The following is a 25,853-nucleotide window of genomic DNA, read 5'->3' as shown; positions in this document are numbered from 1 at the left end:
GAGGATGTTCGAGGAAGAAAACGCGCAATGGGGGCTGGTGCATGCCCTGGTGCTGGACGGTAAAGGCGGCGCGCGTTCCATAGCCCGGACCGAACTGGACGATTTGCAGTTGCAGGCCCATGAAAGCCTGTGGCTGCACTGGGATCGCAGTCATCCGCAAACCCACACCTGGCTGCGCAAATCCAGCGGCCTGAGCGAATTCAACTGCGACTTGCTGCTCGAAGAGAACACCCGGCCGCGCTTGTTGCCGTTGCCCAACGCCGAACTGCTGCTGTTCCTGCGGGGGATCAACCTCAACCCGGGTGCCGAGCCTGAAGACATGGTGTCGGTACGGATCTTTGCGTCTGCCCAGCGGGTGATCTCCCTGCGCCTGCGTCCGTTGCGCGCCACCGATGAGCTGCTGGCGCAGCTGGCCGAGGGCAAGGGTCCGAAAACGGCGTCCGAACTCATCCTCTACATGGCGCAATACCTCACCAATAAGGTGCAGGACCTGGTCACCTGCCTCTCCGAAATCGTCGATACCGAGGAAGAAAAACTCGATACCGACGAACGGTATACCCCTGAGCACGACGCCATTTTGCACATCCGTCGAAGGGCTGCCGGGCTCAAGCGATTCCTGGCGCCACAGCGGGACATCTTCGGCCAGATGACGCGGCTCAAACTGCCATGGTTTTGCGACGATGACGGCGACTACTGGAACGAATTGAACAACAGCCTGACCCGTTACCTTGAGGAGCTGGAATTGACCCGAGAGCGCGTGGGGCTTGTGCTGGAGGCCGAAGACCGGCGCCTTTCGGTGCGCATGAACCGCACCATGTACCGCTTCGGTATCGTCACCGGGATTTTCCTGCCGATGAGTTTTCTCACCGGCCTTCTGGGTATCAATGTCGGCGGCATTCCGTTTTCCGCAAGCCCCTACGGTTTCATGGTCGCCTGCCTGCTGATGATCTGCGTGGCGCTGGGGCAGTGGTGGTTGTTCCGTCGTTTGCGCTGGGTGTGATGGGGTTTCATGTGACCCGACGAAATTTGATCGCGTCTTCCACAGACATCACGAGAGGTGCGTATGCACGATCCGTTTGAACAGTCTTTGCGCGACATGCTCAAGGCTTCGCCGTCCAGCCGGGACGACGATGCATGCCTGGGACGTGTACTGAAAACCGCCAACCGCCAGGTCGGCGCAGGTGATCTGTTCAGCCTGCTGGGCCGCTGGTTGCCCGCGCTGATGATCGCCCTGAATAACGGATCGGCCCATCTCTCGCCGGTTTCCCGCCGTAAACCTGTTACTCGCACCGTTGATAAGGCTGATTGAATATGGAACTTGATCTCTGGACCCAGAGCCTCGTCACGGCGATGACTGCGTTGTGGACCAAAGTAGCTAACTTCATCCCGAACCTCTTTGGCGCCCTGGTGGTGCTGCTGTTGGGCTTTGTCGTGGCCAAGCTGCTGGACACGCTGCTGTCCAAGCTGCTTGCCAAGCTGGGCCTCGATCGCCTGATGGGTGGCACCGGCCTGACCAAGTTGCTGTCCCGTGGCGGCATCCAGGTACCGATCTCGACCCTGGTCGGCAAGATCGTGTATTGGTTCGTATTGCTGATTTTCCTGGTTTCGGCAGCAGAATCCCTTGGCCTTGAGCGAGTTTCGGCTACGCTCGATATGCTCGCATTGTATTTGCCGAAGGTTTTTGGTGCTGCGCTGGTGTTGCTGGTCGGCGTTCTGCTGGCGCAACTGGCCAATGGGCTGGTGCGCGGCGCGGCCGAGGGCGTTGGGCTGGACTACGCCGCTGGCGTAGGGCGAATTGCTCAGGGCCTGGTGATCATCATCAGTATTTCGGTGGCGATCAGCCAGTTGGAGGTCAAGACTGACCTGCTCAACCACGTGATCGTGATCGTTTTGATTACCGTTGGTCTGGCGGTTGCGCTGGCAATGGGATTGGGGAGTCGTGAAATCGCCGGTCAGATCCTGGCGGGAATCTATGTGCGTGAATTGTATGAGGTTGGGCAACAAGTGCGTGTTGGCGAGGTCGAAGGCCAGATCGAAGAGATTGGCACGGTGAAGACCACATTGCTGACCGAGGAGGGCGAGCTGGTGTCGCTTTCCAATCGGATCCTGCTGGAACAGCATGTGAGTAGCCGCTAACCCGGCAAACCCTGCTAATGTATGCCGCCGCAAAATGCCTGCTATCGCAGGCTGCGGCGCACATTGACCTAGACTGTCGGCCCGACTTGTTTTGAACAAACCCCAATCGCTATCTACGCGCTACGACCCCCGTGATCTCTCCGATGAGGAGTTGGTCGCGCGCGCGCATACCGAGCTGTTTCACGTAACGCGCGCCTATGAAGAATTGATGCGCCGCTACCAGAGAACATTATTTAACGTTTGTGCACGATATCTTGGGAACGATCGCGATGCTGACGATGTCTGTCAGGAGGTGATGTTGAAGGTGCTGTATGGGTTGAAGAACTTCGAGGGGAAATCGAAGTTCAAGACCTGGCTCTACAGCATCACCTACAACGAATGCATCACGCAGTATCGCAAGGAACGGCGAAAGCGTCGCTTGATGGACGCTTTGAGCCTGGATCCTCTGGAGGAAGCGTCGGAAGATAAGGCGCCCAAGCCCGAGGAGAAGGGGGGACTCGATCGCTGGCTGGTCTATGTGAACCCGATCGATCGGGAAATTCTGGTGCTACGATTTGTCGCAGAGCTGGAATTCCAGGAGATCGCAGACATAATGCATATGGGTTTGAGCGCGACAAAAATGCGTTACAAGCGCGCTCTTGACAAATTGCGTGAGAAATTTGCAGGCATTGCTGAAACTTAAGTTCGGCGCAAATATCTCTTACGTGTAGGCAAGTTCTGTTAGACTTGCCGCCGAGTTGTCCCCCGGTTTGCGGGACTGCTTCACAATCACCAGATGGGGATTTAACGGATGAAACTGAAAAACACCTTGGGCTTTGCCATTGGTTCTTTGATTGCTGCCACTTCGTTCGGCGCTCTGGCACAAGGCCAAGGCGCAGTTGAAATCGAAGGCTTCGCCAAGAAAGAACAATTCGACAGCGCTCGTAACTTCAAGAACAACGGCAACCTGTTCGGCGGTTCGGTTGGTTACTTCCTGACCGACGACGTTGAACTGCGTCTGGCCTACGACGAAGTGCACAACGCCCGTACTGACGACGGCACCAACGTCAAAGGCGCCAACACCGCTCTGGACGCTCTGTACCACTTCAACAACCCAGGCGACATGCTGCGTCCATACGTTTCGGCCGGTTTCTCCGACCAGAGCATCGACCAGAATGGCAGCAACGGCCGTAACCGTTCCACCTTCGCCAACGTTGGCGGCGGTGCCAAGCTGTACTTCACCGAGAACTTCTACGCCCGTGCTGGCGTTGAAGCTCAGTACAACATCGACCAGGGCGACACCGAGTGGGCTCCAAGCGTCGGTATCGGTGTGAACTTCGGTGGCGGCTCCAAGCCTGCTGCTGCTCCAGTTCCAGCTCCGGCTGAAGTCTGCTCCGACAGCGACAACGATGGCGTGTGCGACAACGTCGACAAGTGCCCTGACACCCCAGCCAACGTAACCGTTGACGCTGATGGCTGCCCAGCTGTTGCTGAAGTCGTACGTGTTGAGCTGGACGTGAAGTTCGACTTCGACAAGTCGGTTGTCAAGCCTAACAGCTACGGCGACATCAAGAACCTGGCTGACTTCATGAAGCAGTACCCATCCACCAGCACCACTGTTGAAGGTCACACTGACTCCGTCGGTCCTGACGCTTACAACCAGAAACTGTCTGAGCGTCGTGCAAACGCCGTTAAGCAAGTTCTGACCAATCAGTACGGTGTTGAATCGTCCCGCGTTCAGTCTGTTGGCTACGGCGAATCCCGCCCAGTTGCTGACAACGCCACTGAAGCTGGTCGTGCAGTTAACCGTCGCGTAGAAGCGCAGGTTGAAGCCCAAGCTAAGTAATTAGCCCACAGCTTTGGAAGAGCCCGGCCTAGGCCGGGCTTTTCTTTGCCTGGGATTTATGAAAATCAGCGGGGAAATAGTTTACGGTGGCGGTTTGATTGGGTGCATATCCATTGCTGCGCGATGGCGGTCTGACGGCATGACCGGGTACATATCCATTGCTGCGGTAACGGCTACTTAGGGTTCCGCCCTTACGGCGGCTCACTTTTTTTCAGACGCCAAAAAAAGTAAGCAAAAAAGGCTTGCCCCACCACTCGGTGCCTCGCTTAGGCTCGGCATGCCCTCACTCCGGCATTGCTCCGTGGGCCCGCCGCGAAGGGCCATCCATGGCCCAGCGCGGCTAACCCGGCATCCATGCCGGGTTGCCCACTGCGCAATGCCTGCGTTCGGCCAGCGTGGTTAACGGGGCGTCCCAGATCAAAATCAAAAGCGAGGCGGCCTAACAGCCGGTCTGGTTCTCCCGGTCGTACGCCCATCCGATCTGTGGGAGCAAAGCTTGCTCGCGAGGCGGCCTAACAGCCGGCCTGGCTCTCCCGGTCGAACTCAGATCCCATTGTGGGAGCGAGCTTGCTCGCGATTGCTGTGTGTCAGTCACCATCCAGGCTGCTGATACACCGCCATCGCGAGCAAGCTCGCTCCCACACTGGTAGGGGGTCTATGTCAGAGGGCTGAAACCTGGACCCAGGCAGACGGGGAGGTGGCCAGTTCGGCAGCACCGGCCACCGCGCCAATCACCAGGATCGCCGGGCTCTTGAGTTGAAAGGTGCTGGCATCGGCTTCCATCGAGGCCAGGTCGCTGCGGCAGTCACGTTGATGGGGCAGGGACGCATTTTCGATCATGGCGACAGGCGTGTTCGCGGCCAGGCCACCGGCCAGCAACTGTTCGCGAATTTCGCTCAGTTTCGCCACACCCATGTACACCACCAGCGTCGTGCCGCTTTGCGCCAAGGCTTGCCAGTTCAGGCTGCTGCCGTCCTGGGTGTGGGCCGTCACCAGCGTCACGCCCCGGGCAATCCCGCGCAGGGTCAGTGGAATATCGCACTGGGTCGCCCCCGCGAGGCCGGCGGTGATGCCATTGACCATCTCCACTTCGACACCCTGCTTGCGCAGCCACTGCGCCTCTTCACCGCCGCGGCCGAAGATGCACGGGTCGCCGCCCTTGAGACGCACCACGCATTTGCCCTGGCGGGCATAGCGCAGCATCAGGCGATGGATAAAGGCCTGGGGCGTGGAGCGGCAGCCGCCGCGCTTGCCCACGGCAATGATGCGCGCATCGGGGCAATGTTCCAGCACCGCGGCGTTGACCAGATCGTCGATCAGCACCACGTCGGCTTCGCCCAAGGCGCGCACGGCTTTGAGGGTCAGCAATTCAGGGTCACCAGGACCTGCACCCACCAGCCAGACTTTTGCGTTCATAGTGTTTTCCTCACGAGATAGCCGCCAGCGGTTGCGCAGTGGCAACCAGCAGGCGCTTGATTTCCGGTACGCAGGAGCCGCATTGCGTGCCACAGCCCAGCTCCTGTTTGAGCCCCTGCAAGTCCAGGCCGCGTTCAATGCCTGCGCAGATCGCACGCTGGCTGACGTTCATGCAGTTGCACAGCGTTTTACTGCCACCCGTTGCGGCGCCGACATTGCCCGGCGGCGCGCTCAAAGGCGCCAGCAGCCAGCGCCGCAGTTGTTCATCGGCACGACCTTCCAGCCACAGGTTCTGCAACCAGTGCCGGGCCAGGGTTTCGCCGGCCAGGCGAATGGCGGTGATGCGGCCGTTTTCGATGCGCACCCGCTTACCGATGGAGCGACGCGGATCGTCGTAGGCCAGCACCGGCCCATCGATCAGGCCCAATTGTTCATCAATGGCCTGGAGCAGTTGCGGTTCGGGGGCGGCAGCGCTGGCAGCGCGAATCAGCAACGCGGGACGCTCACGGCCAGTCAGGCTCAGGCTGACGTAGGAAAACGCCTCGCACAGGGGGCGCAGGGCCTCCAGATGCTGTTGAACATCGCCTTCGATCAAGGCGAAAAGCTGCCAAGGCAGGTTTACCGGTTCCAGGCGTACGCCGCTGTGCTTGAGTTCCGGTTGTTTCGACAAGGGATCGAAAGCCGGTTGCGTCAGGGTATTCACGCCGCCCTTGAGGAACCGGTCGCCCCAGTGCATGGGCAGGAATGCCTGGCCGGGACGCACGCTGTCGTCGCTGTCCACGGCCACGATCACGCTGCCGCGACGGCTCTTGAGGCTGACCAGGTCGCCCGCTTGCAGGCGATGGCGTTGCAGTTCGTCGGGGTGCAGGCTGAGGACCGCTTCGTTCACATGACCAAACAACTGCGCGGCGGTACCGGTACGGCTCATGCCGTGCCATTGGTCCCGCAGGCGGCCGGTGTTCAGGGTCAACGGGTAGCGGGCGTCACGCAGTTCCTTGGCGGTGCGATAGGGGTCGGCCACAAACCGCGCCCGGCCGCTGTCAGTAGGAAAAATTCCGTCCATGTACAGGCGCGCCGTCCCGACCGTGGCGCCTTCCGGGAAAGGCCATTGCTGAGGGCCGAGTTGGTCGATCAGGGCATGGCTGATGCCGGACAAGTCCAGGTCGCGGCCACGGGTCAGCTGTTTGTATTCATCGAAGAGTTGGGCCGGGCTTTCAAAGGCGAACAGGCTGGGTTGGCCCGGGCGCAGGTGTTTTTCCAGGCGTTGTGCGAAATCTACCGTGATTGCCCAGTCCGGCCGTGCTTCACCCGGTGCGCCGATGGCCCGGCGGACGTGGGAAATGCGCCGTTCGGAGTTGGTCACCGAACCTTCTTTCTCGCCCCAACTGGCCGCTGGCAGCAGCAGGTCGGCAAACGCGGCGGTTTCGGTGGTCCGGAACGCTTCCTGCAACACCACGAACGGGCAGGCTTGCAGGGCTTCACGTACCGCGGTCTGGTCCGGCATCGATTGGGCAGGGTTGGTACAGGCGATCCACAAGGCCTTGATCTTGCCGCTGCGAACCTGCTCGAACAGCTCGATGGCGCTCAAGCCAGTGGTGGCGGGCAGTTGCTCGACGCCCCAGTAGTGGGCGACTTCGGCACGATGTTCCGGGTTGGCGGCTTCGCGATGGCCCGGCAGCAGGTTCGACAGGCTGCCGGTCTCCCGTCCGCCCATGGCGTTGGGTTGACCGGTCAGCGAGAACGGCCCCGCACCTGGACGGCCGATCTGCCCGGTGGCCAGGTGCAGGTTGATCAGGGCGCTGTTTTTCGCGCTACCGGCGGTGGACTGGTTCAAACCCATGCACCACAACGACAGGAAACTTGGCGAGGTGCCGACCCATTCGGCGCACTGATGCAGTTGTTCGACACTGATGCCGCACAGTTGGGCGACCATGCTCGGGGCGTAGTCGCGTACCAGGTTTTTCAGCTCCGCCAGGCCTTCGGTGTGGGCCTTGATGAAGTCGCGGTCGATCCAGTCTTCCCACAGCAGCAGGTGCAAAATCCCATGGAACAAGGCGACATCGGTGCCCGGCAGGATCGCCAGGTGCAGGTCTGCCAGATCGCAAGTGTCGGTGCGCCGGGGGTCGATGACGATGATTTTCATCTGCGGCCGGCGGGATTTCGCCTCTTCGAGACGGCGAAAGAGGATGGGGTGGGCGTAGGCCATGTTACTGCCGACGATCATCACGCAGTCGCTCAACTCCAGGTCTTCGTAGCTGCAGGGCGGGGCGTCGGCGCCGAGGCTGCGCTTGTAGCCCACCACGGCGGAGGACATGCACAGCCGCGAATTGCTGTCGATATTATTGGTACCCACCAATGCCCGGGCGAGCTTGTTGAAGGCGTAGTAGTCCTCGGTCAGCAATTGGCCGGAGATGTAGAACGCCACGCTGTCCGGGCCGTGCTCGGCGATGGTCTCGGCGAAGACGCTGGCGGCGTGATCCAGGGCGCTGTCCCAGTCGGTGCGGGCCCTGGCAAGGCCTTTGCCCAGGCGCAGTTCGGGGTGGAGCGCGCGTGCGGCGAGGTCGCCGGTCAGGTGCAGGGTCGAGCCCTTGCTGCACAGTTTGCCAAAGTTGGCCGGATGGGCGGGATCGCCGCTGACGCCGAGGATGCGCTCGCCGTCATGCTCGATCAGGACGCCGCAACCGACCCCGCAATAACAGCAGGTCGAGGCAGTGATCTGGCGGTTCATCAGCTTGCGTCCCGCAGGGCCAACTGCACCCGGCCGTTTTCGACCCGGGCCGAATGATGATGGGCGCAGCCTACGTCCGGGGCCTGGGCCTGACCGCTTTCCAGGTCGATCTGCCAGTTGTGCAGCGGGCAGGCCACGCGTTTGCCATAGACCAACCCTTGGGACAACGGGCCACCCTTGTGCGGGCAACGGTCATCGAGGGCGAACACTTCATCGTCGCTGGTACGAAAAATCGCGATGTCGCCTTTCGGGCCATTGATGATGCGCGAACCCAGGATATTGATGTCTTCCAGTGCGCAGATATCCAGCCAGTTCATGCCGGCACCTCCAGGTTTTTCACGGGGATGACCTCAAACTCTTTCTTCAACTGGGGTTGTTCCAGGCGTTGTTTCCACGGGTCTTGTTCCAGCGACAGGGAAAACTTCAGGCGTTCATGGAGCGCCTTACGTCGAACCGGATCTTCAAGCACGGCTTTCTTGATGTGCTCCATGCCGACCCGCTGCATGTAGTGCACGGTGCGTTCGAGGTAGAAGGCTTCCTCGCGGTACAGCTGCAGGAAGGCACCGTTGTATTCACGCACTTCTTCGGCGGTCTTGAGTTTGACGAAAAACTCCGCGACTTCGGTCTTGATCCCGCCGTTGCCGCCGATGTACATCTCCCAGCCGGAGTCGACACCGATAATGCCGACGTCCTTGATGCCGGCTTCCGAACAGTTGCGTGGGCAACCGGAGACGGCCAGTTTCACTTTGTGCGGCGACCACATGTTGAACAGGTCGTGCTCCAGCTCGATACCCAGTTGGGTGGAATTCTGTGTGCCGAAGCGGCAGAACTCGCTGCCCACGCAGGTCTTCACGGTGCGGATGGACTTGCCGTAGGCGTGGCCGGACGGCATGTCGAGGTCTTTCCAGACGCCGGGCAGGTCCTGCTTCTTGATGCCCAGCAAATCGATGCGCTGACCGCCGGTGACCTTGACCATGGGCACGTTGTATTTGTCGGCCACGTCGGCGATGCGCCGCAGTTCCGAAGGGTTGGTCACGCCACCCCACATCCGCGGGACCACGGAATAGGTGCCGTCTTTCTGGATGTTGGCGTGGGCGCGTTCGTTGATCAGGCGCGACTGTGGGTCGTCCTGGGCTTCTCCGGGCCAGGTGGAAATCAGGTAGTAGTTCAACGCCGGGCGGCAGGTGGCGCAGCCGTTGGGGGTGCGCCAGTTCAGGTAGCTCATGGCCCCGGCGATGGACAGCAAATGCTGGTCGCGGATCGCCTGGCGGATCTGGCCATGGTTGAGGTCGCTGCAACCGCAGATGGCTTTTTCGCTTTTCGGCTTGACGTCCGCCGCACCGCCGACCGTGTTGATCAGGATCTGCTCCACCAGGCCGGCGCAGGAACCGCAGGAACTGGCGGCCTTGGTGTGTTTTTTCACGTCGTCGACGCTGAACAGCCCGTGTTCCTGGATCGCCTTGACGATGGTGCCCTTGCACACGCCGTTGCAGCCGCAGACTTCGGCACTGTCGGCCATGCTCATGGCCTTGTCCTGGCCCTGGTGGCCTACGTCGCCCAAGGCGTTTTCACCGAACATCAAGTGATCGCGGATCTCGCTGATGCCATGGTTCTCACGGATCTGGCGGAAATACCAGCCGCCATCCGCCGTATCGCCGTACAGGCAGGCACCGACCAGCACGTCATCCTTGATCACCAGTTTTTTGTAGACGCCGCCGATGGGGTCGGAAAGGGTGATGGTCTCGGTGCCTTCGCCGCCCATGAAGTCCCCGGCGGAGAACAGGTCGATGCCGGTGACCTTCAACTTGGTCGAGGTGACCGAACCTTTGTAAGTGGCGAAGCCCAGTTGCGCGAGGTGGTTGGCGCAGACCTTGGCCTGTTCGAACAACGGCGCCACCAGGCCGTAGGCGGTGCCACGGTGGCTGGCGCATTCACCAATGGCGTAGATGCGCGGGTCGTAGGTTTGCATCGTGTCGTTGACCAGGATTCCGCGGTTGCACGGGATGCCGGATTTTTCCGCCAGTTCGGTATTGGGACGGATGCCGGCGGCCATCACCACCAGGTCGGCGGGGATGATGTCGCCGTTCTTGAACTGGACCGAGCCGACCCGGCCATTGCCGGCATCGTGCAAGGCCTGGGTCTGCTCGCTGAGGCGGAATTTCAGACCACGGTTTTCCAGGGCGGTCTGCAGCAGTTGGCCGCTGGTCTTGTCCAGTTGCCGTTCCAGCAGCCATTCGCCCAGGTGCACCACAGTCACGTCCATGCCCCGCAGCTTCAAGCCGTTGGCGGCTTCCAGGCCGAGCAGGCCGCCACCGATCACCACGGCGTGCTTGTGGGTCTTGGCGGTGTTGATCATCGCCTGGGTGTCGGCGATGTCGCGGTAACCGATCACGCCTTCCAGGGTGTTGCCAGGAATCGGCAGGATGAAGGGTGTGGAGCCGGTGGCGATCAGCAAGCGGTCGTACTCGGCTTCGCTGCCGTCTTCGGCGATGACCCGGCGTTTGACCCGGTCGATTTCCACCACTTTGCGGTTGAGCAGCAGCTTGATGTTGTTGTCCAGGTACCAGCTCAGGTCGTTGAGCACGATCTCTTCGAACGTCTGCTCACCGGCCAGCACCGGCGAGAGCAGGATGCGGTTATAGTTGGTGTGGGGCTCGGCGCCGAACACCGTGATGTCGTACAGCTCGTTGCTCAGCTTGAGCAGTTCCTCGAGGGTTCGAACCCCGGCCATGCCGTTGCCGATCATCACCAGTTTGAGTTTTTTCATCAGGGTTCTCCGCAAGCTCAGGTCCGCTTTATCACGGCGATCGGACTGGCTCGGTCATTTTTACGAAAACAAAAAAAGGCGTCCCGCTAGCAAGCTAGCGAGGACGCCTTTGTCCTGGTCCCGTTCTCTCGGGAAGCACCGCCTTCATCGTTGGAGGCGTTGCCTTATGTCTGTTGAAAGGGATTATGCAGTGGTTGTGCCAACTGGCGCGAAGGCACGGATTTATTGAGTGGCGGGCTGGTGGAGCGGATTGGGGAGGGATTTATTGCACCGAATCAAAGCGTGTTGCCCGGTAATGGAGCGTGGCAGCCGGCAGCTTGGTAGTGGCAGGCAGGCCGCCATCGCGAGCAAGCTTTGCTCCCACAGCAGATCCCCTGTGGCAGCAAATTCCCTGTGGGAGCAAAGCTTGCTCGCGATGGGCGCGACCGGATCTCAGCCATGAAACACTAGAAACAGCAGCACCAGATTCACCACCAGCGACACCAGCGCCAACGTCCGCCAGACCTTCAGCGGCTCCCTTTCCAGCAGCGGCCTGGGCCTGACGCTCAAGCTGCGGCGCTCGCCCTGTTCCAGCAGCAACAACCATTCCTCGGCGGTTTCAAAACGCTGCTCCGGATCCGCCGCGACGGCGCGTTCCAGGCTTTGCCCGAGCCATTCGGGCAGGTCCGGCCGATAGCGGCTGGCACTGACCGGCACGCCAAAGCGCGGGCGCTGGAAGGCTTCGATTTCGCCGTAGGGATAGTGCCCGGTCAGCAGGAAATACAAGGTCACGCCGACGGCATACAAATCCTGTTGCGCCGTTGGCGCGGTGCCGCCGAAGGCTTCCGGGGCAATGTAGCTGGGGGTGCCGGGCAAGACGTTGGCCTGGTCCTCGGACAGGCCCGGGCAGTACGCCAGGCCGAAATCCAGCAGGCGCAATTCCCCGTCGTCGCCCTGGTGCAGGTTTTCCGGCTTGATGTCGCGGTGGTAGATCTGCCTTCGATGCAACAGGCCCACCGCCCGCACCAGCCGTTGCGCCAGGTCCAACCACTGGGCCAGAGGTAGCGGCCCGCCCTGGTTGAACAGCTCGGCCAGGGTCGCACCCGGATATTCCCGCATCACGTAGTACAAATGCTGACGCTGGGGAACGCCATGGACCTCGGGAAACTGCCGCCCGGCGACGCGCTTGAGAAACCATTCTTCCGAAAGCAGGGCCTGTCCGGCCCGGCTGTCGTCCCGTAGATGCACGGGCAGGGTTTTCAGCAGCCAGGGTTGGCCCTGGCCGTCGCGTACCCGGTAGAGCAACGATTGCTGGCTGTGGCCGAGCAGGCTTTCGATCTGCCAGCCCTCGAACACCTGGCCCGGTTTCAGCGCAGGTGGCAGGGGCCATTGCTGCAGCTGGATCAGGGCATCGCCGATGCTGGCTTCGCCCACCGCATCGACCCGCACCAGCAAGGCGCTGGCGTTGTCCTGGCTACCGGCCAGGTGTGCGGCGTTGACCAGCGTCTGCGCGGCCAGGTCCAGGTCCGGCTGGTCGCGCAGGATACCGGCGATGGCCGTATCCCCCAGGACCGCCCAGACGCCGTCGCTGAGCAGCACGAAGGTTTCGTCGGTGCGCAGCTCGCCGTCGAGAAAGTCGAGGATCAGGTGTTGATCCAGGCCCAGGGCGCGCTTGAGCACATGCTGCATGCCTTGCTGTTCCCAGACGTGATCCTCACTGACCCGTTGCAGGTGGTCGGCGTGCCAGCGGTAGACTCGGCAATCGCCGACATGCGCGAGGGTGAAGCGCCGGCCCCGCAGGACCAGGGCGCTGACGGTGGTGAGCAGCGGTTGCCCGCCACCGTTGGCTTGCAGCCAGCGATTCTGCGCCAGCAACAGCCGGTCCAGCGCCTGGGCCACGCCCCAGGTTTGCGGCGTGGAGTAGTAGTCCAGGGCCAGCGCCTGCAAGGTCGAACGGGCGGCCAGCCCGCCGTCGGCGCATTGGCTCACGCCGTCGGCGATGGCGAACAGGTAACCCTTGCTGGCGGCCAGGGCTGGGGCGGGGGTGACCAGGCGCAGGGCGTCCTGGTTTTCCTCCCGCGGGCCGATGGCACTGGCTTCGGCGAAACTCAGTTGCAGGCTCATGGTTGCAGCTTATACCCGAGCAGCGGTGACAGCTGCCGAACCCCAAGTGGTTCTCCAGCGACGCTTGACGCCGTGCAGGCCGAACCAGGCCAGGACACCGAGGCTGGCGAACAACCACAGCGCCAGTTGATAGCTGCCGGTGCTTTGCTTGATCGCGCCCATGCCCGCCGCCAGGGCGAAACCGCCGATGCCGCCGGCCATGCCGATCAGCCCGGTCATCACGCCGATCTCGCGACGGAAGCGTTGTGGCACCAGTTGGAACACCGCGCCGTTGCCCGCACCCAAACCGAGCATGGTGCAGACGAACAGGGCCAGGGCCGCGTAGGAACTCGGCAGGTTGAAGCCCACTGCGGCGATGCAGACGGCCGCCACAGTGTACATGCCCAGCAAGGTGCGGATGCCGCCGAAACGGTCCGCCAGGGCGCCGCCCAATGGGCGCATCAGGCTGCCACCGAAGACGCAGGCAGCGGTGTAGTAGCCGGCGGTGACCGGGCTCAGGCCATATTGGTCGTTGAAGTAGCCGGGCAGGGCGCTGGCCAGGCCGATGAAGCCGCCGAAGGTCACGCTGTAGAAGAACATGAACCACCAGCTGTCGCGGTCGCCCAGGGCCTTGAGGTAGTCGGCCATGGATTTGGCTTTTGGCCGCTCGGGGGCGTTCTTGGCCAGCCAGGCGAAAAGCACCAGGGTCAGCACCAGCGGGATCAGCGCGAAGCCGAACACGTTGGTCCAGCCGAAGGCCACGGCCATGACCGGTGCGATCAACGCAGCGAGCACGGTGCCCGAGTTACCAGCACCGGCAATGCCCATGGCCTTGCCTTGATGCTGTGGCGGATACCACTGGGACGCCAGCGGCAGGGCCACGGCGAACGAAGCACCGGCCACACCCAGGAACAGGCCGAGCAGCAGGGCTTGTTCGTAGCTGTGGATACCCAGTTTCCAGGCGCAGAACAGCGCGCTGATCACGATCACCTGGCCCACCATGCCGGCGGTTTTTGGCGAGATCCGGTCGGCCAGCAGGCCCATGAACAAACGCAGCACGGCGCCAGCCAGGATCGGCGTCGCGACCATCAGGCCGCGTTGCTGGGTGGTCAGGTGCAGGTCAGCGGAGATCTGTACCGCCAGTGGGCCGAGCAGGTACCAGACCATGAAGCTCAGGTCGAAGTAGAGGAAGGCCGCGAACAGGGTCGGGGTATGGCCGGATTTCCAGAAGCTTGAATTCATCGCGCACCTCAGCTGTAAAAGTCTCGAGAAATGAGTCAGTGCTTTGAGCAGTGCGCCGTCTGTGGTCGCACCACCGGTCCCGAAGGGCCAAAACAAAAAAACGCCGCAACCCGGATCGCCAGAGAGGCAAGAAGGGTGTGCGACGTCTTTGTCGTAGGTGGGGCAACCGCCGTTGGTTACCTGTGGGTTTGCTTAAGCGAGATCTGTGCCAGGTCTGTCATGATCGTTCCTACGCTCTGCGTGGGAATGCATCCCGTGACGCTCTGCGTCACCTTGTGAAGCGGAACGCGGAGCGTCCCTGGCGGCATTCCCACGCAGAGCGTGGGAACGATCATTAGTAGGGGGCGAGGCAGGCGCTACAAGGCTTTCAGCCCAGCAGCTCATTCATGGCAATGATCTGCTCCGCCACCTGGATCAGCTTCTGCTGGCGGCTCATGGCCTGGCGGCGCATCAGGGTGTAGGCCTGTTCCTCGTTGCATTCCTTCATCTTCATCAGCATGCCCTTGGCCAGTTCGATGCGCTTGCGCTCAGCCAATTGCTGATCCCGGGCCAGGAGCTGGGCGCGCAGGGCCTGGTCGCTTTCGAAGCGGGCCATGGCCACGTCGAGGATCGGTTGCAGGCGCGCGGCGTGGATGCCTTCGACGATGTAGGCGCTGACGCCCGACTTGATCGCCTGGCGCATCACATTGGGGTCGTGCTCGTCGGTAAACATGACGATCGGTCGTGGCTGGTCGCGACTGACCAGCACCACTTGCTCCATCACATCGCGTCCGGGTGACTCGGTATCGATCAGGATCACGTCCGGACGCACCGTTTCGACGCGCGCTGGCAGGTCGATGGTCAGGCCGGATTCGTCGATGACTTCGAACCCGGCTTCAATCAGGGCAGCCTTGAGGCGACCGACTTTTTTCGCGGTGTCGTTGATCAGCAGGATACGCAGCATGGTCGTGGCTCCTGTCAGCGGCTGGCGAGAAGGGGAGCCGCATCGCTCAAGGCGTGCAGTTTGAAGCTGCGGGCGTACCCGGCCGGATCCGAGCCGTCCCAGGTGATGCCGTCGATCAGTTGGCTGCTGCGCATGTCCTGGCGCGGGGAGGCGATGTCCAGCGCCGCGCAGGCTTCGCGGTACAGCTTGAGTTGCTGGACGTCCTGGGCCACGGCCAGGTAATCGGGATCTTCGCGCAGCAGGCCCCAGCGGCGGAACTGGGTCATGAACCACATGCCGTCCGACAGGTATGGCAGGTTCACCTCGCCATTGCCATGAAAGCGCATGGCGTGGGGATCCTGCCAGCTGTTGCCCAAGCCGTCGGCATAGATCCCCAGCAGGCGCGGCTCGATGCAGTCCAGCGGGGCGTCGAGGTATTCAGGCGCAGTCAACAGTTGCGCGGTGCTGCGACGGTTTTCGCTGCTTTGTTCGATGAAGCGGCTGGCTTCGAGGATCGCCATCACCAGGGCCCGGGCGGTATTGGGGTATTGCTCGACGAACGCGCGGGTGCAACCCAGGACTTTTTCCGGGTGATCGGGCCAGATGGTCTGTGTGGTCGCCAGGGTGAAACCGAGGTTCTGCTTCACCGCGCTGGCGCACCAAGGCTCGCCGACGCAAAACCCGTCGATACGCCCGGCTTGCAGGTGCGCGATCATTTGCGGTGGAGGCACGACCACGCTGTCGACATCCGACAACGGGTGGATGCCCTGGGCGGCGAGCCAGTAATAGAGCCACATGGCGTGGGTGCCGGTGGGGAAGGTCTGGGCGAAGGTCAGTTTCGGGCGAGTTTGGTGCACGTGCCGTTCCAGTGCTTCAGGACTGGTCACGCCCTGGGCCTGCAGGCCATGGGACAGGTTGATGCTCTGGCCGTTCTGGTTCAGCCCCATCAGCACGGCCATGTCGCTCGCCGCGACCCCGCCGATGCCCAGGTGCACCGCGTAGATCAGCCCATACAGGCTATGGGCGGCATCGATTTCGCCGCTGACCAGCTTGTCGCGCAGGTTGGCCCAGGAGGCCTGGCGCTTGAGGTTCAGGGTCAGGCCGTAGGGTTGGGCGAAGCCCTGGGTGGCGGCCACGACGAGCGGGGCACAGTCGCTCAAGGCCATGAAACCGAGGTTGACCGCGCTCTTTTCCGGGGCATCGCTGCCGTTGACCCAGGCCAGGGGGTTGGCTGGAACTTCATTCATCGGTATCACCTTCCACATAAAAAAGCGCCGTGTCCGGGCCCAGGAGACCGGACGACGACGCCGTTGTCCCTTAAAACAGTGTGGCACTCATTCCGTCGTTGGCATGGGCGCTGATGACCAAAAGGGTGCAAGGCATATGCCAGCGCTATCGTTTTGTGCGGGCGCCTCGCTTGAGCCGCCGTTGCCCGGCTATAATCGCCGCCTCATTTCGTCGCCCGAGTCAAAGCCGCCCATGTACACCCTGGCCCGTGAACTGCTGTTCAAACTCTCCCCGGAAACTTCCCACGACCTGTCCCTGGACTTGATCGGCGCGGGCGGACGCCTCGGCCTAAACGGTTTGTTGTGCAAGGCCCCGGCAAAATTGCCGGTGACGGTCATGGGCCTGGAATTCCCCAACCCGGTCGGGCTGGCGGCGGGCCTGGACAAGAATGGCGCGGCCATCGACGGGTTCGCCCAGTTGGGTTTCGGTTTCGTGGAAATCGGCACCGTCACCCCCCGACCGCAGCCGGGCAACCCCAAGCCACGGCTTTTCCGCCTGCCGCAAGCCGAGGCGATCATCAACCGCATGGGGTTCAACAACCTGGGCGTCGATCATCTGTTGGCCCGTGTGGCCGCGGCCAAGTACAAGGGCGTGCTGGGCATCAACATCGGCAAGAATTTCGACACGCCGGTGGAGCGCGCCGTCGACGACTACCTGATCTGCCTGGACAAGGTCTACGCCCACGCCAGCTACGTGACCGTCAACGTCAGCTCCCCCAACACTCCGGGGCTGCGCAGCCTGCAGTTCGGTGATTCGCTCAAGCAACTGCTGGCCGACCTGGCCCGGCGGCGCGCAGAACTGGCGTTGATTCACGGCCGGCACGTGCCGCTGGCGATCAAGATCGCCCCGGACATGACCGACGAAGAGACCACCCAGGTGGCCCAGGCCCTGATCGAGACGGGCATGGACGCAGTAATCGCCACCAACACGACCCTGGGTCGCGAAGGTGTCGAAGGGCTGGAACACGGTGACGAGGCGGGCGGCTTGTCTGGCGCGCCAGTACGTGACAAGAGCACCCACACCGTGAAGGTGCTGGCCGCTGAATTGGCGGGGCGCTTGCCGATCATCGCCGCGGGCGGGATTACCGAAGGCCGCCACGCCGCCGAGAAGATCACCGCCGGGGCGAGCCTGGTGCAGATTTATTCGGGCTTTATCTATAAGGGGCCGGCGTTGATTCGTGAGTCGGTGGATGCCATTGCGGCGTTGGGTTGATTCAGGAACGGTCGGCATCTATTGATGCGAGCAAGTTGTGGGAGCAAAGCTTGCTCGCGATGCAGGCGCCTCGGTTCCAGGTAGACCGCGTCGTCTTCATCGCGGGCAAGCCTTGCTCCCACAGCGTGTCGCCACAACAGTGTTTGCAGCTCAACCTCTTGAAACCCAGGCATTAAAAAGGGCTCCTCGAAGGAGCCCCCTGGGCCGTAGCCCGCCGTCCGGATGGGACGTGCGTGGTTAAATCGATATGAGTGTCAAATTGTCGAGTTCTTGAGTATTAAGCCCTGTGTCAGCCGACGGCGTGAAGTTCGTTGAGTCTATGGATACCCGCAGTGCCGGTCATACCGTCCCAGTTGTCGCCGCGTCCTTCTCGCCAGCCATTGATCCAGGCTTGACGTACCGACGGTAGAGTAAAGGGGCAAAGCTCACGGGATTTACCACCAACGCCATATTGGTAACCACGTAAAAATGCTCTTTCCAACGGATCACGCTTAAGTCTTCTCATAGGGTGTTGCCCTCACTTGTTGACTGTTACTTAGCGTCGACCTCTATCGAGGCCGGGGCAGAATCATTCTGCCGTTGGTGGCTCGTTGCCGGCGTGACGAGCCGAGGTGTTGACGCCGTTGCGACGTCAACCTGTGTTGAGTTCTAACCAAAGCGTCACATGGATGGAATGATCGTTTTGTCATAAGCACGTAACAATAAAGATGTTAGGGCGATAAGTAACTTGATGTTCGTTGACCGCTTTTGAGCAAGACCCCTGTATGATCGGCCCTGCGCCGAAAGGGGTAGGTCTGGCTCGGATGAGAATGTCCTCCCGTTGCACTCGGGTACTATTCGACGAAAGGGTCGAGTTTTCACAATTTGTTGCACAGAATTTTTTTTCTGCCTTCGCATCTAAGCTCTTTTAACCTGAGCGGCGAGGGTGGCACGGCACACTTTCGTGCCACGCGGGTGCTCTTGAGAAAAGCACCTGATTGAACCCGGCCCGGCAATGCGTTGCCCGGTCCACTTAGCCAAAGGCTCTGGAAATCCCATGTCCGATCGTTTCGAACTCTTCCTCACTTGCCCCAAGGGCCTCGAAGGCCTGCTCATCGAGGAAGCCGTCGGGCTTGGCCTTGAAGAGGCGCGCGAGCACACCTCGGCCGTGCGCGGCATGGCCGACATGGAAACGGCGTATCGCCTGTGCCTGTGGTCGCGCTTGGCCAACCGCGTGTTGCTGGTACTCAAGCGCTTCCCGATGAAGGACGCCGAAGACCTGTACCACGGCGTGCTGGATGTCGACTGGCAAGACCACATGCTGGCCGATGGCACCCTGGCGGTGGAGTTCAGCGGCCACGGCTCGGGCATCGACAACACCCATTTCGGCGCCTTGAAGGTCAAGGACGCCATCGTCGACAAGCTGCGCACGCCGACGGGCGAGCGGCCGTCCATCGACAAGCTCAACCCGGACCTGCGCATCCACCTGCGCCTGGACCGCGGCGAAGCGATCCTCTCCCTCGACCTCTCCGGCCACAGCCTGCACCAGCGCGGTTATCGCCTGCAGCAGGGCGCCGCGCCGCTGAAGGAAAACCTCGCCGCCGCGATCCTGATCCGTGCCGGTTGGCCACGCATTGCCGCTGAAGGCGGGGCGCTGGCCGACCCGATGTGCGGTGTGGGCACGTTCCTGGTGGAAGCCGGGATGATCGCCGCCGACATGGCGCCGAACCTGCGCCGCCAGCAGTGGGGTTTCACCGCCTGGCTCGGCCATGTGCCGGCGTTGTGGAAGAAACTCCACGAAGAGGCCAGTGAACGCGCCGCCGCTGGCCTGGCCAAGCCACCGTTGTGGATTCGCGGCTACGAAGCCGACCCACGACTGATCCAGCCGGGGCGTAACAACGTCGAACGTGCCGGCCTGAGCGAATGGATCAAGATCTATCAAGGCGAAGTCGCCACCTTCGAGCCGCGTCCGGACCAGAACCAGAAGGGCCTGGTGATCTGCAACCCACCGTACGGCGAGCGCCTGGGCGATGAAGCCAGCCTGCTTTACCTCTACCAGAACCTTGGCGAGCGTCTGCGCCAGGCCTGCCTGAACTGGGAGGCGGCGGTGTTCACCGGCGCGCCGGACCTGGGCAAGCGCATGGGCATTCGCAGTCACAAGCAGTATTCGTTCTGGAACGGCGCCTTGCCGTGCAAATTGCTGCTGATCAAGGTGTTGCCGGACCAGTTCGTCACGGGTGAGCGTCGTACCCCGGAACAGCGTCAGGCCGAGCGTGAACAGGCCGTCTACGATCAGGCCCCGGAAGTACCGCAGGAGCGCCAGTACAACAAGAACGGCAACCCGATCAAGCCAGCACCGGCGCCGGCCCCTGTGGTCGAGCAGGCGCGGTTGAGCGAAGGCGGGCAGATGTTCGCCAATCGCCTGCAAAAAAACCTCAAGCTGCTGAGTAAATGGGCCAAGCGTGAAGGCGTTGACTGTTATCGGGTCTACGATGCCGACATGCCGGAATATTCCATGGCCATCGACCTGTACCACGACTGGGTGCACGTCCAGGAATACGTCGCGCCGAAGTCCATCGACCCGGAAAAAGCCTCGGCCCGGCTGTTCGACGCCCTGGCGGCGATTCCCCAGGCGCTGAACGTGGACAAGAGCCGCGTGGTGATCAAGCGTCGCGAGCGCCAGAGCGGCACCAAGCAGTACGAGCGCCAGAGCGCCCAGGGCAAGTTCACCGAGGTCAACGAAGGTGGCGTGAAGCTGCTGGTCAACCTCACCGACTACCTGGACACCGGGCTGTTTCTCGACCATCGGCCGATGCGCCTGCGGATCCAGAAAGAGGCGGCCGGCAAGCGTTTCCTCAACCTGTTCTGCTACACCGCGACCGCCAGCGTCCACGCCGCCAAGGGTGGCGCGCGCAGTACCACCAGCGTCGACCTGTCCAAGACCTACCTGGACTGGGCGCGGCGCAACCTGTCGCTCAATGGTTTTTCCGACAAGAACCGCCTGGAGCAGGGCGATGTGATGGCCTGGCTTGAAGCCAGTCGTGACGAATACGACCTGATCTTCATCGACCCGCCGACCTTCTCCAACTCCAAGCGCATGGAAGGCGTGTTCGACGTGCAGCGCGACCACGTGCAGTTGCTGGACCTGGCCATGGCGCGCCTGGCGCCGGGCGGCGTGCTGTATTTCTCCAACAACTTCCGCAAGTTCCAGCTCGAGGACAACCTCGGCGAGCGTTATGCGGTGGAAGAAATCACCGCCAAGACCATTGATCCGGATTTTGCCCGCAACGGCAAGATCCACCGCGCCTGGAAGATCATGGCGCGTTGAGTCGGGGCTGATTGGATCCACGAAGCCTTGTAATTCAAGGCTTCTAGCCTCGTTTGGGGACTGGTCAAAGTGATGGCGAATAGCTATAACTTAGGCTGTGTCCAGGGCTGTGCCTATGCCTGGTTCCTTTCTGAGTTGTATTTATGGCATTGCATCAGGTGCGTCCCAGGATCCTGGGCTTTATCAGCGAAGACGTTTCGGCCTGGCTGGTGGCTTCGCTGGTCCTGCTGGCCGGTACGGTCCTGACCGGCTTGCTGACCTGGGCGATGATGAACCTGTTCAATCAGCAATTGCGCCAGCGCTTCGAGCTGCAAGCCGAGGAGCGTTTCAGCCGCATCGAAGAACACTTCCAGGACCAGGAGCAACGCCTCGACAGCCTCAGGCGTTTCTTTGCCAACTCCGAAGGGGTCTCCAACGCTGAATTTCGTGGTTACGCCGACGCGCTGTTGCGGCGTACTCGCGCCTTCGCCTGGGCACCCAGGGTGCTGCGCGACGAACGGCAATCGTTCGAACAACACGCGCAGGCCGAAGGGGCCACTCAATTCACGATCCGCGAGGCAGACGGCGACGGTGGCTTGCGGCAGGCCTCCGAACGGGACGAATACGCTCCGATGCTCTACATCCAGAGCCAGGCTTCCTACGGGGCGCCGCTAGGCCTGGACCTGCTTTCCGAACCGTTGCCTCGGGCCGCCCTCGAGCGGGCCCGCCAGCGTGACGGACTGGTGGCCTCGCAGCCATTGGACCTGATGAGCACCGACCCGGTGTTTGCCCGCGGGGTACTACTGGTCGCGCCCGTCACCCGGGAGTCGGCCAGCGAACCGTTGGGGTACGTGGTGGCGGCTATCAGCATGCGGCAACTGACGGGTGATGGGCTGCCAGCGTCCAGTCACGACAATCTGTCGATGCGTGTCATGGACCTGTCTGGCGAAAACGCGGAGGAGGCGTTGTTCGAATCCCACAACCCGCCAGGCCGTAGTGATTTGTCGTCGACCCGCCTGCTGCGCCTGGCCGATCGCGACTACCGGGTGGAATTGCGGCCCAGCCGGGTGTTCCTGGCCACCAATCATTCTTCGGTCACCAGCATGGTGATACTTGGCGGTTTGCTCAGCCTGCTGCTCAGCGCCTTGCTCTATGTGCTGGTCAGCCAGCGGCAGCGGGCCTTGAAGCTGGTAGAGCAACGCACCCGTGAACTGCGCGCCCGGGAGCAGGAGCTGCGCGGTACCCACGGCCAGTTGCGCGGTGTACTGGATGCCGCAACCCAAGTCGCGATCATCGCCACTGACCTGCGCGGCGTCATCACCACCTTCAACGCCGGCGCCGAACAGATGCTCGGCTACCCGAGCTGCGAGGTCCTGCAGAGCATGACCCTGGAAAGCCTGCATGTACCGCGCGAACTCCAGGCCCGCGCCGCCCAACTCGGCGCGCGTTTTGGCAAGCCGATCCCGGCGTGCCACGCGATGCTGCTCGAAGGCGGCGAGCAGGGCGGGCAACAGGCGCGGGAGTGGACCCTGGTGCGCCGCGATGGGAGCCACCTGACCGTGAACATGCTCGCCACACCGATGCTCGATGACCAGGGGTTGTGGATCGGGCACCTGGCGATCTGCATCGACATCACAGAACGCAAGCGCGTCCACGAAGCATTGGCTGCCCGTGACCTGTTGCTGAAAAAGCTCAGTGCCCACGTACCCGGGGGGATCTACCAGTTCAGAATGGATTTCAACGGTCGCTTCAGCGTGATCTATGCCAGTGACGGCATTCGCGACATCTATGAATTGGAACCCGATGTGCTGGTGCAGAACGCCGAGGCGATTTTCTCGCGCATTCACCCGTTGGACAGCACGCGCGTCCGCGCTTCGATTCGCGCTTCGGCCCACACCTTGAGCCCCTGGCGGGAAGAGTACCGGGTGCAACTGCCTTTGCGCGGCCTGCGATGGGTACGCGGCGAGGCCACGCCCGAGGAACTGCCCGGCGGCGGGGTGTTGTGGCACGGCTACATCTCGGATATTTCCGACCTCAAGCGCGTAGAAGAAGAGCTGCGGGCCCTGTCCGTGACCGACGCCCTGACCGGTATTCGCAACCGTCGTTATTTCCAGGATCGCCTGACTTCGGAGATGGCTCGGGTCGAGCGCGGTTCCGGGGGGCTGGCGGTCATCATGCTCGACATCGACCACTTCAAGCGCATCAACGACCAGCATGGCCACGCAGTAGGCGACCGGGTGTTGCAGGCCGTCTGTCAGCGCGTCGGCCAACGGTTGCGGCGCACCGATGTGTTCTGCCGGCTGGGCGGAGAAGAGTTCGTGGTGCTGTGCCCGGACACTGACAGCGAGAGTGCCTACACCTTGGCATTGGAGCTGTGGGAAGGCTTGCGGGCGGCGCCCATCGAGGGTGTGGGGTTTGTCACCGCCAGCTTCGGTATCGCCACCTGGCGCGTCGGGGAGGGTGCCGATGCGTTGCTGCTAAGGGCTGACTCGGGCGTGTATGCGGCCAAGCAGGCCGGGCGGGATCGGGTTGAGGTGCAGTTGGGGTAGCCACATATCATCGCGATATCGGTGGTTCAGTTGATGAATAGACTGAATGACATGCCGCTATCGCGAGCAAGCTCGCTTCCGCAGTGGGTCGGCTTCGCACACCAGTTTTGTGCCCGCGGCAGATCAAGTGTGGGAGCGAGCTTGCTCGCGAAAGCGGTGTGTCATTCAGCATCGATGTCTGCTGACCTACCGAATCGCGAGCAGGCTCGCTCCCACATAGGGGTTGTGCTGGATTAGAGCACCGAAGCCGTCTGCGGCAGTTTCGGCTGGCGGTACAGGTCCAGCAGCACCTGGTCCAGCACCGATGAAGCGCCCCAAGGCTTCGGATCGTTGAGAATCGCCACCACCGCCCAGGTATTGCCATTGATGTCACGGCTGAAGCCGGCGATGGCGCGGACGGTGTTCAGGGTACCGGTCTTGACGTGGGCTTCGCCGGCCATGGCGGTGGTCTTCAGGCGTTTGCGCATGGTGCCGTCGGTGCCGGCAATCGGCATCGAACTGATGAACTCGGCCGAGTACGGGCTGCGCCAGGCAGCCTGCAGCATGGCCGCCATTTCCCGGGCGCTGACCCGTTCGGCACGGGACAAGCCGGAACCATTCTCCATCACCAGGTGCGGCGCGGTGATGCCTTTCTTGGCCAACCACTGGCGCACCACCCGTTGCGCGGCCTTGGCGTCATCACCGTCGGCTTCGTTACGGAACTGCGCACCGAGGCTCAGGAACAGTTGCTGGGCCATGGTGTTGTTACTGTATTTGTTGATGTCGCGGATGATCTCCGCCAGGTCCGGGGAGAACGCCCGGGCCAGCACCTTGGCGTTGCTCGGGGTCGCGGCCAGGCGGTCCGTGCCCTGGATGCTGCCGCCCAGCTCTTTCCAGATCGCCCGCACCGCGCCTGCGGTGTAGGTGGCATGGTCCAGCAGCGAAAGATAGGTCTGGGAGCTGCAACCGTCACCGAGCTGGCCGCCGACGGTCACTGTCACGCTGCCGTCCGTCTGGGCCACCGGGTTGTAGCGCACACCGCCGGTGCATTGCTTGGAGTTGACGGCCTTGACCTGGTTGTCGATGCGAATGCTCGCAATCGGCGGCTCCACCGACACCAGCACCCGGCCGCCGTCGTTACGGGCGACGAAGCGCAGGGCCTTGAGGTTGACCAGCAACGAGTCGGGCTTGACCAGGAACGGTTTGTTTTCGTCGTTGCCGTCGTCGTTGAATTCAGGCAGTTGCGGCTGGATGAAGAAGCCTCGGTCCAGTACCAGGTCGCCGGTAACCTGCTGCACGCCGTTGGCCCGCAGGTCGCGCATCAGCAGCCAGAGTTTTTCCATGTTCAGCTTGGGATCGCCGCCGCCCTTGAGATACAGGTTGCCGTTGAGGATCCCGCCGTTGAGGGTGCCGTCGGTGTAGAACTCGGTTTTCCACTGGTGATTGGGGCCGAGCATTTCCAGGGCCGCGTAGGTGGTCACCAGTTTCATGGTGGAAGCGGGGTTAACCGAAACGTCGGCGTTGTGCAGGGTCGGGGTGCCGGGGCCATTGAGCGGCACCATCACGAGGGACAGCGCGTCATCCTGCAGCTTGCTGGCCTTGAGGGCCTTTTGCACGTTGGGCGACAGGGCAGTGTTGATCGTGGCGGCGTGGCTGGTGACAGGGAGGGCCAGGGGAAGAAGAAGGCTGGCCAGAAGCAGTGGACGCAAAGATTTGATCATTTGAAATAAAACCCTACGGGCGAGGGGGAAATAACGAGGACATGAAAATGAACGTCCTCAACGGTCACGAAAGTGTCGGCATTATGCCCCAAGCCGCAGCCGCTTGGGCCGTGCCTGAGCCCTTCGGCTGCTATTTTTTACCGACGGTAGGCCGATACGCCCGATCAGTCGGGCAATCGACGCATCAAACTGGTAAAGTGCCGGCCGTTATTACTTATGAGGATTGTTCCAATGGCGACTAACCGTTCCCAGCGTCTGCGCAAAAAACTGTGCGTGGATGAATTTCAAGAGCTGGGTTTCGAACTGAACCTGGATTTCAAAGAAGATCTGGCCGATGAGGCTATTGACGCTTTCCTCGACGCTTTCCTGAAAGAAGCCATGGAAGCCAACGGCCTGGGCTACGTCGGCGGTGACGACTACGGTCTGGTTTGCCTGCAGAAGCGTGGCTCGGTTTCCGAAGAGCAGCGCGCTGCCGTTGAAGCCTGGCTCAAGGCACGTCCTGAGCTGACCAGCGTTGAAGTCAGCCCACTGATGGACGTCTGGTACCCGGAAAAGCCGATCAATCCGGTCGCTTGATGGTCAGAAACCGGCAGCCCTTTCGGGCGCCGGTTTTTTTGTGCCTGTCTGTTGGGTTGATCGTTCCCACGCTCCGCGTGGGAATGCCTCTAGGGACGCTCCGCGTCCAGTGACGCGGAGCGTCA

Annotated in this window: 19 protein-coding genes; 9 read left to right on the top strand and 10 right to left on the bottom strand. The window is 62.0% G+C overall.

What is annotated here, in order from left to right:
* The first annotated feature begins 4 nt into the window (after positions 1-4).
* From KGA89_RS27910 to KGA89_RS27890, 5 genes are all read left to right on the top strand, one after another.
* Positions 5-1,000: a zinc transporter ZntB gene (locus KGA89_RS27910; protein ID WP_003199519.1), complete on the top strand. Its 996-nt coding sequence runs from the start codon at positions 5-7 to the stop codon at positions 998-1,000.
* A 57-nt stretch (positions 1,001-1,057) separates the two neighbouring features.
* A complete protein-coding gene (locus KGA89_RS27905; RefSeq protein ID WP_223473059.1) occupies positions 1,058-1,309 on the top strand; it encodes a CrfX protein in 252 nt (83 codons plus the stop codon).
* A gap of 2 nt (positions 1,310-1,311) precedes the next feature.
* Positions 1,312-2,136, top strand: coding sequence for a mechanosensitive ion channel family protein (locus tag KGA89_RS27900; RefSeq protein WP_003199523.1), 825 nt, complete (start codon positions 1,312-1,314; stop codon positions 2,134-2,136).
* 91 nt (positions 2,137-2,227) lie between these two features.
* Positions 2,228-2,818, top strand: a complete 591-nt coding sequence (sigX, locus tag KGA89_RS27895; protein ID WP_003183614.1) for an RNA polymerase sigma factor SigX — start codon at positions 2,228-2,230, stop codon at positions 2,816-2,818.
* A 108-nt stretch (positions 2,819-2,926) separates the two neighbouring features.
* Positions 2,927-3,961 (top strand): OmpA family protein, encoded by a 1,035-nt coding sequence (locus KGA89_RS27890; RefSeq protein WP_003199525.1) that lies wholly within the window; start codon positions 2,927-2,929, stop codon positions 3,959-3,961.
* A 660-nt stretch (positions 3,962-4,621) separates the two neighbouring features.
* Here the strand turns inward: KGA89_RS27890 and cobA are convergent.
* From cobA to KGA89_RS27850, 8 genes are all read right to left on the bottom strand, one after another.
* Positions 4,622-5,377, bottom strand: coding sequence for a uroporphyrinogen-III C-methyltransferase (gene cobA / locus KGA89_RS27885; protein ID WP_223473058.1), 756 nt, complete (start codon positions 5,375-5,377; stop codon positions 4,622-4,624).
* A 10-nt stretch (positions 5,378-5,387) separates the two neighbouring features.
* Positions 5,388-8,105: a nitrate reductase gene (locus tag KGA89_RS27880; protein WP_223473057.1), complete on the bottom strand. Its 2,718-nt coding sequence runs from the start codon at positions 8,103-8,105 to the stop codon at positions 5,388-5,390.
* Positions 8,105-8,422: a nitrite reductase small subunit NirD gene (gene nirD, locus KGA89_RS27875; protein WP_003199531.1), complete on the bottom strand. Its 318-nt coding sequence runs from the start codon at positions 8,420-8,422 to the stop codon at positions 8,105-8,107. The genes KGA89_RS27880 and nirD overlap by 1 nt, the downstream gene beginning before the upstream one ends.
* Entirely contained in the window at positions 8,419-10,872 is a 2,454-nt protein-coding gene (gene nirB / locus KGA89_RS27870; protein WP_223473056.1) for a nitrite reductase large subunit NirB, read from the bottom strand. The genes nirD and nirB overlap by 4 nt, the downstream gene beginning before the upstream one ends.
* 432 nt (positions 10,873-11,304) lie before the next feature.
* Entirely contained in the window at positions 11,305-12,975 is a 1,671-nt protein-coding gene (locus KGA89_RS27865) for a bifunctional protein-serine/threonine kinase/phosphatase (protein WP_223473055.1), read from the bottom strand.
* Between the two features lie 9 nt (positions 12,976-12,984).
* A complete protein-coding gene (locus KGA89_RS27860) occupies positions 12,985-14,196 on the bottom strand; it encodes a nitrate/nitrite transporter (RefSeq protein ID WP_003199537.1) in 1,212 nt (403 codons plus the stop codon).
* A gap of 367 nt (positions 14,197-14,563) precedes the next feature.
* Positions 14,564-15,139, bottom strand: coding sequence for an ANTAR domain-containing response regulator (locus KGA89_RS27855; RefSeq protein WP_003199539.1), 576 nt, complete (start codon positions 15,137-15,139; stop codon positions 14,564-14,566).
* 14 nt (positions 15,140-15,153) lie between these two features.
* On the bottom strand, positions 15,154-16,365 hold the full coding sequence (locus tag KGA89_RS27850) for a CmpA/NrtA family ABC transporter substrate-binding protein (RefSeq protein WP_028237694.1): 1,212 nt from the start codon (positions 16,363-16,365) through the stop codon (positions 15,154-15,156).
* Between the two features lie 232 nt (positions 16,366-16,597).
* On the opposite strand from KGA89_RS27850, the gene KGA89_RS27845 reads away from it, so the two are divergent.
* A complete protein-coding gene (locus tag KGA89_RS27845) occupies positions 16,598-17,617 on the top strand; it encodes a quinone-dependent dihydroorotate dehydrogenase (protein WP_003199543.1) in 1,020 nt (339 codons plus the stop codon).
* 289 nt (positions 17,618-17,906) lie between these two features.
* Here the strand turns inward: KGA89_RS27845 and rmf are convergent, their stop codons facing one another.
* Positions 17,907-18,122, bottom strand: coding sequence for a ribosome modulation factor (gene rmf / locus KGA89_RS27840; RefSeq protein WP_003223300.1), 216 nt, complete (start codon positions 18,120-18,122; stop codon positions 17,907-17,909).
* 531 nt (positions 18,123-18,653) lie between these two features.
* Here rmf and rlmKL point away from each other — a divergent pair.
* A complete protein-coding gene (rlmKL, locus tag KGA89_RS27835; protein ID WP_003199545.1) occupies positions 18,654-20,924 on the top strand; it encodes a bifunctional 23S rRNA (guanine(2069)-N(7))-methyltransferase RlmK/23S rRNA (guanine(2445)-N(2))-methyltransferase RlmL in 2,271 nt (756 codons plus the stop codon).
* 143 nt (positions 20,925-21,067) lie between these two features.
* The gene (locus KGA89_RS27830) at positions 21,068-23,452 is read left to right on the top strand and encodes a GGDEF domain-containing protein (RefSeq protein ID WP_223473054.1); all 2,385 of its coding nucleotides are present in this window, start codon (positions 21,068-21,070) and stop codon (positions 23,450-23,452) included.
* Between the two features lie 233 nt (positions 23,453-23,685).
* Here the strand turns inward: KGA89_RS27830 and dacB are convergent, their stop codons facing one another.
* The gene (gene dacB / locus KGA89_RS27825; protein WP_223473053.1) at positions 23,686-25,152 is read right to left on the bottom strand and encodes a D-alanyl-D-alanine carboxypeptidase/D-alanyl-D-alanine-endopeptidase; all 1,467 of its coding nucleotides are present in this window, start codon (positions 25,150-25,152) and stop codon (positions 23,686-23,688) included.
* Positions 25,153-25,383: 231 nt separating this feature from the next.
* Here dacB and KGA89_RS27820 point away from each other — a divergent pair, with 231 nt between their 5' ends.
* On the top strand, positions 25,384-25,728 hold the full coding sequence (locus KGA89_RS27820; RefSeq protein WP_003199553.1) for a YggL family protein: 345 nt from the start codon (positions 25,384-25,386) through the stop codon (positions 25,726-25,728).
* The last annotated feature ends 125 nt before the right edge of the window (positions 25,729-25,853 follow it).

Source organism: Pseudomonas sp. A-RE-22 (genome assembly GCF_019956035.1).
GTDB classification, from domain to species: domain Bacteria; phylum Pseudomonadota; class Gammaproteobacteria; order Pseudomonadales; family Pseudomonadaceae; genus Aquipseudomonas; species Aquipseudomonas brassicacearum.
This window is presented reverse-complemented; position numbering and strand designations above follow the sequence as displayed.

What these genes read in the sequence shown, in the direction of transcription:
- KGA89_RS27910 (WP_003199519.1), top strand. Translation starts at nt 5, where the DNA reads ATGTTCGAGGAAGAAAACGCGCAATGGGGGCTGGTGCATGCCCTGGTG.
- KGA89_RS27900 (WP_003199523.1), top strand. Translation starts at nt 1,312, where the DNA reads ATGGAACTTGATCTCTGGACCCAGAGCCTCGTCACGGCGATGACTGCG.
- KGA89_RS27890 (WP_003199525.1), top strand. Translation starts at nt 2,927, where the DNA reads ATGAAACTGAAAAACACCTTGGGCTTTGCCATTGGTTCTTTGATTGCT.
- cobA (WP_223473058.1), bottom strand. Translation starts at nt 5,377, where the DNA reads ATGAACGCAAAAGTCTGGCTGGTGGGTGCAGGTCCTGGTGACCCTGAA.
- KGA89_RS27880 (WP_223473057.1), bottom strand. Translation starts at nt 8,105, where the DNA reads ATGAACCGCCAGATCACTGCCTCGACCTGCTGTTATTGCGGGGTCGGT.
- nirD (WP_003199531.1), bottom strand. Translation starts at nt 8,422, where the DNA reads ATGAACTGGCTGGATATCTGCGCACTGGAAGACATCAATATCCTGGGT.
- nirB (WP_223473056.1), bottom strand. Translation starts at nt 10,872, where the DNA reads ATGAAAAAACTCAAACTGGTGATGATCGGCAACGGCATGGCCGGGGTT.
- KGA89_RS27865 (WP_223473055.1), bottom strand. Translation starts at nt 12,975, where the DNA reads ATGAGCCTGCAACTGAGTTTCGCCGAAGCCAGTGCCATCGGCCCGCGG.
- KGA89_RS27860 (WP_003199537.1), bottom strand. Translation starts at nt 14,196, where the DNA reads ATGAATTCAAGCTTCTGGAAATCCGGCCATACCCCGACCCTGTTCGCG.
- KGA89_RS27855 (WP_003199539.1), bottom strand. Translation starts at nt 15,139, where the DNA reads ATGCTGCGTATCCTGCTGATCAACGACACCGCGAAAAAAGTCGGTCGC.
- KGA89_RS27850 (WP_028237694.1), bottom strand. Translation starts at nt 16,365, where the DNA reads ATGAATGAAGTTCCAGCCAACCCCCTGGCCTGGGTCAACGGCAGCGAT.
- KGA89_RS27845 (WP_003199543.1), top strand. Translation starts at nt 16,598, where the DNA reads ATGTACACCCTGGCCCGTGAACTGCTGTTCAAACTCTCCCCGGAAACT.
- rmf (WP_003223300.1), bottom strand. Translation starts at nt 18,122, where the DNA reads ATGAGAAGACTTAAGCGTGATCCGTTGGAAAGAGCATTTTTACGTGGT.
- rlmKL (WP_003199545.1), top strand. Translation starts at nt 18,654, where the DNA reads ATGTCCGATCGTTTCGAACTCTTCCTCACTTGCCCCAAGGGCCTCGAA.
- KGA89_RS27830 (WP_223473054.1), top strand. Translation starts at nt 21,068, where the DNA reads ATGGCATTGCATCAGGTGCGTCCCAGGATCCTGGGCTTTATCAGCGAA.
- dacB (WP_223473053.1), bottom strand. Translation starts at nt 25,152, where the DNA reads ATGATCAAATCTTTGCGTCCACTGCTTCTGGCCAGCCTTCTTCTTCCC.
- KGA89_RS27820 (WP_003199553.1), top strand. Translation starts at nt 25,384, where the DNA reads ATGGCGACTAACCGTTCCCAGCGTCTGCGCAAAAAACTGTGCGTGGAT.